This is a genomic window from Collimonas fungivorans, assembly GCF_028292705.1.
Taxonomy (GTDB): Bacteria; Pseudomonadota; Gammaproteobacteria; order Burkholderiales; family Burkholderiaceae_D; genus Collimonas; species Collimonas fungivorans_B.
The window spans coordinates 1-7,221 of record NZ_JAQGLV010000340.1 but is presented as its reverse complement, the minus strand read 5'-3'; the positions used below and the strand labels follow the sequence as shown (position 1 = coordinate 7,221).

At 59.9% G+C, this 7,221-nt stretch carries 8 protein-coding genes; 5 read left to right on the top strand and 3 right to left on the bottom strand.

Going from position 1 to position 7,221, the window contains the following annotated elements; all coding sequences use genetic code 11:
• Together JWQ61_RS19060 and JWQ61_RS19055 are read right to left on the bottom strand one after the other, a co-directional pair.
• The coding region (locus JWQ61_RS19060) for a 4-oxalocrotonate tautomerase family protein (RefSeq protein WP_369684910.1) at nucleotides 1–194 on the bottom strand (194 nt) is incomplete at its 3' end.
• 34 nt (nucleotides 195–228) lie between these two features.
• Complete coding sequence (locus tag JWQ61_RS19055; RefSeq protein WP_304361882.1) at nucleotides 229–861, bottom strand: cysteine hydrolase family protein; 633 nt, start codon at nucleotides 859–861, stop codon at nucleotides 229–231.
• 204 nt (nucleotides 862–1,065) lie between these two features.
• Between JWQ61_RS19055 and JWQ61_RS19050 the strand changes: the two genes are divergently transcribed.
• Both JWQ61_RS19050 and JWQ61_RS19045 read left to right on the top strand, forming a co-directional pair.
• Nucleotides 1,066–1,338, top strand: coding sequence for a type II toxin-antitoxin system Phd/YefM family antitoxin (locus JWQ61_RS19050; RefSeq protein ID WP_304361881.1), 273 nt, complete (start codon nucleotides 1,066–1,068; stop codon nucleotides 1,336–1,338).
• Complete coding sequence (locus JWQ61_RS19045; RefSeq protein WP_304361880.1) at nucleotides 1,335–1,661, top strand: type II toxin-antitoxin system RelE/ParE family toxin; 327 nt, start codon at nucleotides 1,335–1,337, stop codon at nucleotides 1,659–1,661. Before JWQ61_RS19050 ends, JWQ61_RS19045 begins: the two co-directional genes overlap by 4 nt.
• Before the next feature lie 6 nt (nucleotides 1,662–1,667).
• Here JWQ61_RS19045 and JWQ61_RS19040 read toward each other — a convergent pair whose 3' ends face one another.
• Nucleotides 1,668–2,135: an Lrp/AsnC family transcriptional regulator gene (locus JWQ61_RS19040; protein ID WP_014008110.1), complete on the bottom strand. Its 468-nt coding sequence runs from the start codon at nucleotides 2,133–2,135 to the stop codon at nucleotides 1,668–1,670.
• A 236-nt stretch (nucleotides 2,136–2,371) separates the two neighbouring features.
• Between JWQ61_RS19040 and rocD the strand changes: the two genes are divergently transcribed.
• The 3 genes from rocD to metH form a co-directional block, all read left to right on the top strand.
• Nucleotides 2,372–3,610, top strand: coding sequence for an ornithine--oxo-acid transaminase (gene rocD, locus JWQ61_RS19035; protein WP_304361879.1), 1,239 nt, complete (start codon nucleotides 2,372–2,374; stop codon nucleotides 3,608–3,610).
• On the top strand, nucleotides 3,607–4,485 hold the full coding sequence (locus JWQ61_RS19030) for a dimethylarginine dimethylaminohydrolase family protein (RefSeq protein WP_304361878.1): 879 nt from the start codon (nucleotides 3,607–3,609) through the stop codon (nucleotides 4,483–4,485). The genes rocD and JWQ61_RS19030 overlap by 4 nt, the downstream gene beginning before the upstream one ends.
• A gap of 119 nt (nucleotides 4,486–4,604) precedes the next feature.
• Nucleotides 4,605–7,221: methionine synthase (metH, locus tag JWQ61_RS19025; RefSeq protein ID WP_304361877.1), on the top strand; the 2,617-nt coding region annotated here is incomplete at its 3' end.

Genomic DNA, 7,221 nt, shown 5'->3' with positions numbered 1-7,221 from the left:
CTGGTTTTTCTTTGCGCCGCCAGGGACGGGCCGCCGACAAACCAGTGCGCCGGATCGACGTGCGAAATCGCGATCGAAGTCAGCTCAGGTTTCTTGTGCAGGATCGCCGCGGTCAGGCGCGACAGGGTGCTGGCGACCTTGGCGGAAACGACGGTGTCGGGTGTGGTGGATAGCAGTACGGTAAGGATAGGCATGATGTCAGCTCCATGTTTAGTTCAGTTAAGCAACTCAGATAGCCAGTTCTAGAATTTCACTGGTAGTACGGATTTCTGCGACTGCGTCGGACAGGCCGGTCAGCACCGCCTTGTGCAGGTCCTTGTGACTGACCACGCTGCCGTCCCAGCTTTCGATATCGCGGGTAGCGCTGGCGTCGCTGGCGATGATGACCTGATAGCCATGGGCCACGCCGTCGAAGGCGGACGCCGCCACGCAATTGTTCGTCATCAGGCCGCTGATGATCAGCTTCTTGACGCCGCGTGCCTGCAATTGCTGCTGCAGGCCAGTGCCGGCAAAGGAGCTCGGGAAAGTCTTGCGGATGGTGGCATGATGCGCAGCGCGCTGCACTTCCGGATGGATTTCCGCCATTGCCGTGTTTTGCGTAAACAGCGGCCGCTCGGCGGAACCCCACTGCTGGATATGGAATACCGGCATGCCATGCTTGTCGGCCAGCGCAATCAGGCGATTGGCGTTGCGCACCACCGCCAGGCCGTCAGGGATCGGCAGCTTGCCGGTGAAATATTCGTTCTGGATATCGATCACCAGCAACGCGGTCGATTGCGGCGCCAGACTGGTGCTGGGAGCGGCGCCGACGATGGTGCGGATGGTCGGGTTGCCATCTGGTTTGGCAGTCGAGGTGGTCATATGAACTCCTGGTGGTGATCTGGAGTACACAGGTTAAGCCAGCGGCTTGGCAGAGAACAGTAGGCTGGCAACACATTATTTGTGCTGGAACAGCACAAATGCCTGGAAATCTCCCGCTTTGCGTCGGGATGCTAATAAGACCAAATTCGGACTATAATCAGTCCGTCAGTCGTAACAGCAGCTTCCAGCGGAAAGAAACCGGAAATGAAATTCTCGACCCAGGTCAAACCAATCAGTTATCTCAAGAGCCACGCCGCCGAGATCGTCAAGGACATCACCGAAAGCCGCGAGCCCATGCTCATCACCCAGAATGGCGAAGCCAAACTTGTCGTGATGGATGTACGGTCATATGAGGAACACGAAGAGACCCTGTCCTTGCTGAAAATCCTGGCGCTGGGCAACCGCGAAATTGAACAGGGACAGCTTCATGCCGCCGCTGACGTATTTGCGGAACTGGACAAAGAAGATGCGCAATGAGCTTTCAAGTCGTTTTCCTCAATTCGGCAAAGCTGGATTTACAGGAACTGAAAGCTTACATCACAAAGAATTTTGGCCGGGAAACCTGGCAAGCCAGTTACGGCAAACTGAAAGAAGCCGTATATGGCCTTGAGGTTTTCCCTCTCAAAGGGACGGTGCCTGAAGAAATTCAAAGCCTGAATCTGACACAATACCGGCAGGTCATCTCTGGCATGAACCGGATCATTTATGAAATCCGCCAGCAGACCGTCTTTATCCACATCGTTTGCGATACCCGCAAGGACATGAGATCGCTGCTGACCAAGCGCTTGCTGAGAATCTAGCTCGGCCTAGTCCGCCAGCGGCAACGGACTGGACGGCTTGATCTCTTCCAGGCACACCATGGACCGCACGCCCGCCACCCCCGGCACCTGCATCAGGCGGTCGGTCAGGAACGCCGACAGCGACTTCAAATCGCTCGCCGCCACCTTCAACAAATAATCGAAATCGCCCGAGATCGTGTAGCACTCCAGGATTTCCGGAAACAGCCGGATCGCCTTTTCCAGCTTGCGCACCTGCTTGAACTGCTCGCGCGCGATGTTCAGGTTGACGAAGGCCACCACGCCGAGTCCGATGGCGGCCGGCTCCACCTGCGCCGCATAACCGCGGATGATGCCGTCCTTCTCCAGCCGCTGCACGCGCCGGTAGCACTGCGGCGGCGACAAGTTGACTTGTTCGGACAGCTCCACGTTCGAAGCGCGGCCGTTGGCTTGCAGGGTTCGCAGCAAAATGCGGTCGTAGCGGTCGAGTTTTTCCATCTGAGTCTCCTTTTATGCATGATTCGTGCACATTACAGTGAATTCATGAGCAATTATGCACAAATATTTCCAGTGCTTGTGATTATCATGTAACCAGATCCAATACATCTATAAAACAGCATTTTGCAGCTACCTCTAAGCACCGCAGCCGGCGCCCGCTAACCGACCAGATGTGATTGACGCTTGCGTCGATCCATACGCTAGGTTCTTAGAAGTGGCCTCACCAGGAGCCGATCATGAAGAACCATGCAATAACTCTCGAAGACCGATACTGCGCGCACAACTATGAACCGCTGCCGGTAGTACTCAGCAGCGGCAAAGGCATATGGCTGTGGGACCAGGACGGCAAGCGCTACATGGACATGATGTCGGCCTACTCCGCCGTCAGTTTCGGCCATAGCCACCCGACCTTGGTCGCGGCATTGAGCAAGCAGGCCGGCCAGCTGGCGGTGGTCTCGCGGGCGTTTTACAGCGACCAGCTGGGACCATTCCTGCAGCTGCTGTGTGAAATGACCGGCATGCCCAAGGCGCTGCCGATGAACAGCGGCGCCGAAGCGGTCGAAACCGCGATCAAGGCAGCCCGCAAATGGGGCCACAAGGTAAAGGGCATCGCCGACCAGACTGCTGAAATCATCGTCTGCCGCGGCAATTTCGCCGGCCGCACCACGACCATCGTCGGTTTTTCGTCGGAAGATCAGTACCGCGACGGTTTTGGGCCGTTTTCCGGCGGCTTCGTGAGCGTGCCGTTCGGCGACGCCGCCGCGCTGGAAGCCGCCATTACACCGCGCACCGCAGCGTTCCTGGTGGAGCCGATCCAGGGCGAAGCCGGCATCATCGTGCCGCCCGAAGGCTACCTGGCGAAATGCCGCGAAATCTGCGACCGCCACAATGTGCTGCTGATCTGCGACGAAGTGCAGACCGGACTGGGCCGCACCGGCCGCCTGCTGGCCAGCGATCATGACGGCGTCAAACCGGACGGCCTGATCCTCGGCAAAGCGCTGGGCGGCGGCTTGCTGCCGGTGTCGGCGTTCCTGGCGCGGGAAGACCTGATGGCGGTATTTACGCCCGGCGACCACGGCAGCACCTTCGGCGGCAACCCGCTGTCGGCCGCCGTCGGCCATGCCGCATTGCGCCTGCTGCGCGAGGAAAAGCTGGCAGACAATGCGCAGCGCATGGGTGAGCGCTTACTGACTGGACTGCGGGCGATACAGCATCCAGCCATCCGCCAGGTCCGCGGCAAGGGTTTGCTGATCGGCATGGATCTCGACCCGAGCTTCATTTCCGCGCGTGAATTCTGTGAACGCCTGATGCAGCAAGGGATCCTGTCGAAAGACACGCATGACACGGTAGTGCGCTTTGCGCCGCCGCTGATCATTACCGCCAACGATATCGACGCTGCGCTGGAAGCGATCAAACACACGTTTTCGTCTTTACTCACACCCCCGACTCACCTGACCGAAAGGAGCTACGCATGACCAACCACCTGCTGGACCATACCGCGGACGACACATTCCTCATGTGTGCTCCGGACCACTTTGAAGTGTCTTACGTCATTAATCCGTGGATGGCTGGCAATATCGCGCATGGCAACCGGAGTCTCGCCATGCAGCAATGGCTGGCGCTGGTGGAAGCCATCGGACAGGTAGCCAAGATCAAGATGATGCCGGCCATGCCGGGCGTGCCTGACCTGGTGTTTACCGCCAATGCCGGCGTGGTGCTGGGCAACAAGGTAGTGCTGTCGCGTTTCCGCCATGTCGAGCGGCAAGCGGAGGAAGTCTACTTCGAGGCGGCGTTTACCGCCCATGGCTTCGAAGTCCTGACCTTGCCGCCGGAACTGCCTTTCGAAGGCGCCGGCGACGCCCTGATGGACCGCAGCGAAAACCTGCTGTGGTTCGGCCATGGCCACCGTTCCGATATTGCCTGCGCAACACGGTTGTCCGAGTTGCTGGAGATTGAAGTGCAGCCACTGAAGCTGGTCGATGCTCGCTTCTACCACCTGGATACCTGCTTCTGCCCGCTGGCCGGCGGTTATGTCATGTATTTCCCGGAAGCCTTCGACGCCGCCTCGCAAGCGCACATCGCGGCGCGCGTGCCGGCCGACAAGCGGATCATCGTCGGCAGCGAAGACGCCCTGCATTTTGCTTGCAACACTGTCAACTCCGGCAGCCATATTTTCCTGAACCAGGCGTCCGACGCCCTGGTCGCACAGCTGCAAGCGCACGGTTTCACCGTGCACCAGACTGCGCTGACCGAGTTCCTGAAAGCAGGCGGCGCAGCGAAGTGCCTCACCCTGAAGCTCAACGAACCGCAGCAAACAGTCTCGCCGCAGGTCAGCCAGCAAGCGGCGTAGCAGCTAAGGGCCGTACGCAAGCCCTTGATTTAACGTATAATTTCTGGCATTGCCATTGCAAAAAACCCGGCGCTATCGGCGACCGGGTTTTTTGCGTCCTTACTGACCAGAGTACGCTAATGACGCCTTCCGCAACAAGCCCTGCCGTATCCACCGAAACCCGCCTGCGTGAGTTGCTGGCGCAGCGCATCCTGATCCTGGATGGCGCCATGGGCACCATGATCCAGCAATACAAGCTGACGGAAGAAGACTATCGCGGCGGCCCCAAGGGCCGTTTCATCGACTTCACCGGTCCCGGCCGCGAGCTGTTCGTCAAAGGCAATAACGAGCTGCTGTCGCTGACCCAGCCGCACATCATCAGCGCTATCCACGAAGAATACCTGGCAGCGGGCGCGGATCTGATCGAAAGCAATACCTTCGGCGCCACCACCGTGGCGCAGGACGATTACCACATGGCGCACCTGGCCTACGAGATGAACGTGGCCTCGGCACGGCTGGCGCGCGCCGCCTGCGACAAGTACTCGACGCCGGACAAGCCGCGCTTCGTCGCCGGCGCACTGGGGCCGACGCCGAAAACCGCATCGATCTCGCCTGACGTCAATGATCCGGCGGCGCGCAACGTCACCTTCGACCAGCTGGTCGCCTCCTACCTGGAGCAAACCCGCGGCCTGGTGGAAGGCGGCGCCGACGTGCTGCTGGTGGAAACCATTTTCGATACGCTCAATTGCAAGGCAGCGCTGTTCGCGATCGATACCTTCTTTGAAGAATCGGGCCTGCGCCTGCCGATCATGATTTCGGGCACCGTCACCGACGCTTCCGGCCGCATCCTGTCGGGCCAGACCGTGCCGGCCTTCTGGAATTCGATCCGCCACGCCAAGCCGCTGACTGTCGGGCTCAATTGCGCACTGGGTGCGGCGCTGATGCGTCCCTATGCGGAAGAGCTGTCGAAGATCGCCGATACTTTCGTCTGCATCTACCCGAACGCCGGCCTGCCCAATCCGATGAGCGATACCGGCTTCGATGAAACCCCGGACGTCACCTCCTCGCTGCTGAAGGATTTCGCCGAAAGCGGCTTCGTCAACATCGCCGGCGGCTGCTGCGGCACCACGCCGCCGCACATCAAGGCGATTGCCGACACCGTGGCCAAGATCCCGCCGCGCGCCGTGCCGGAAACCTCGCATGAAATGCGGCTGTCGGGGCTGGAGCCGTTCACCATCGACGACAGCTCGCTGTTCGTCAACGTCGGCGAACGCACCAACGTCACCGGCTCCAAGGCGTTCGCGCGGCTGATCCTCAACGAGCAGTACGACGAAGCGCTTGCGGTAGCGCGCCAGCAGGTGGAGAACGGCGCACAGGTCATCGATATCAACATGGATGAGGCGATGCTCGATTCCATGGCGGCGATGCAGCGCTTCCTCAACCTGATCGCCTCCGAACCGGACATCGCGCGGGTGCCGATCATGATCGACTCGTCCAAATGGACGGTGATCGAAGCCGGCCTGAAATGCGTGCAAGGCAAGGCGATCGTCAACTCCATCTCGATGAAGGAAGGCGAGCCGGAATTCCTGCGCCAGGCCAAGCTGTGCCGCCGCTACGGCGCCGCCGTGATCGTCATGGCCTTCGACGAAAAGGGCCAGGCCGACACCTTCGAACGCAAGATCGAAATCTGCGAGCGCGCTTACAAATTGCTGGTGGACCAGATCGGCTTCCCGCCGGAAGACATCATTTTCGATCCGAACATTTTCGCGATTGCGACCGGCATCGAAGAGCACAACAACTACGCAGTCGACTTCATCAACGCCACCCGCTGGATCCGCGAGAACCTGCCGCATGCCAAGATCAGCGGCGGCGTCTCCAATGTCAGCTTCAGCTTCCGCGGCAACGATCCGGCACGCGAAGCGATCCACACGGTATTCCTGTACCACGCCATCAAGGCCGGCATGACCATGGGCATCGTCAATGCCGGCATGATGGGCGTCTACGACAACCTGCCGGCCGAATTGCGCGAGCGGGTCGAGGACGTGGTGCTGAACCGCCGTGACGACGCCACCGAGCGCATGATCGAAATCGCCTCGACCCTGAAAGCCGGCGACAAGAAGGAAGAAGCGACGCTGGAATGGCGCAGCGGCACCGTGCAGCAGCGGCTGGCGCATGCGCTGGTGCAAGGCATCACGCAGTGGATCGTCGAAGACACGGAAGAAGCGCGCCAGGAATTGCTGGGCAATGGCGGGCGTCCTATCCACGTGATCGAAGGACCGCTGATGGATGGCATGAACATCGTCGGCGACCTGTTCGGCCAGGGCAAGATGTTCCTGCCGCAGGTGGTCAAGTCGGCGCGCGTGATGAAGCAGGCGGTGGCGCACCTGATTCCCTACATCGAAGAAGAAAAGCGCCTGCACGAAGAACTGACCGGCATCGCCGCCAAGCCCAAGGGCAAGATCGTGATCGCCACGGTCAAGGGCGATGTGCATGACATCGGAAATAACATCGTATCGGTGGTCTTGCAGTGTAATAACTACGAAGTGGTGAACATGGGCGTGATGGTGCCCTGTTCCGAAATCCTGGCCATGGCGAAAGCCGAGAACGCCGACATCATCGGCCTCAGCGGCCTGATCACGCCGTCGCTGGAAGAAATGGCGCACGTCGCCAAGGAAATGCAGCGCGATCCGTACTTCCGCAGCGTCAAGATGCCCTTGCTGATCGGCGGCGCCACCACCAGCCGCGCCCATACCGCGG